We start from the raw sequence: 555 nt of genomic DNA on the forward strand, positions 1-555 counted from the left end.
GTTCCATTACCGCAACCACGGCGCGGCGGACGGCCGGGTGTTCGCCGGGCTGGAAGCCAGCCAGGCGGAGCGGGAAGAGCTCTTGGCGACGCTGGATGCCATTGGCTATCGCTACTGGGACGAGACCGAGAATCTGGCTTATCGGTTGTTTATCAGGTGAGGGGGCGGGTTTCGCTGCGCTCAGCGCCAACCTACGGCGCATACGAGTAGGGTGGATAACGGCGCAGCCTTATCCACCGTTGGTACCCGTGTGAGCTAGTGGAAAACGCTGCGCGGTTTTCCACGCTACGGAATCCAATCGCCCCCTCTCCCTCTGGGAGAGGGCTGGGGTGAGGGTGGCCAAACGCCAAATTAAGCTGTTGGGCTTCGCTACGCTCAGCGCCAACCTACGGGAGCGTACGGGTAGGGTGGATAACGGCGCAGCCTTATCCACCGTTGGTACCCGTGCGAGCTAGTGGAAAACGCTGCGCGGTTTTCCACGCTACGGAATCCGACCACCTCCTCTCCCTCTGGGAGAGGGCTGGGGTGAGGGTGGCCAAACGCCAAAATTAAGCT

General features: G+C 61.6%; 1 pseudogene. It reads left to right on the plus strand.

Annotated features, from left to right (window positions below):
* Window positions 1–160 (plus strand): annotated as a pseudogene (locus tag GSQ95_RS25445) (threonine ammonia-lyase, biosynthetic); the annotation flags it as partial.
* Window positions 161–555: the final 395 nt, after the last annotated feature.

It is taken from the genome of Pseudomonas sp. BAV 4579 (assembly GCF_009765395.1).
In the GTDB taxonomy this organism is placed as follows: Bacteria; Pseudomonadota; Gammaproteobacteria; order Pseudomonadales; family Pseudomonadaceae; genus Chryseomonas; species Chryseomonas aestiva.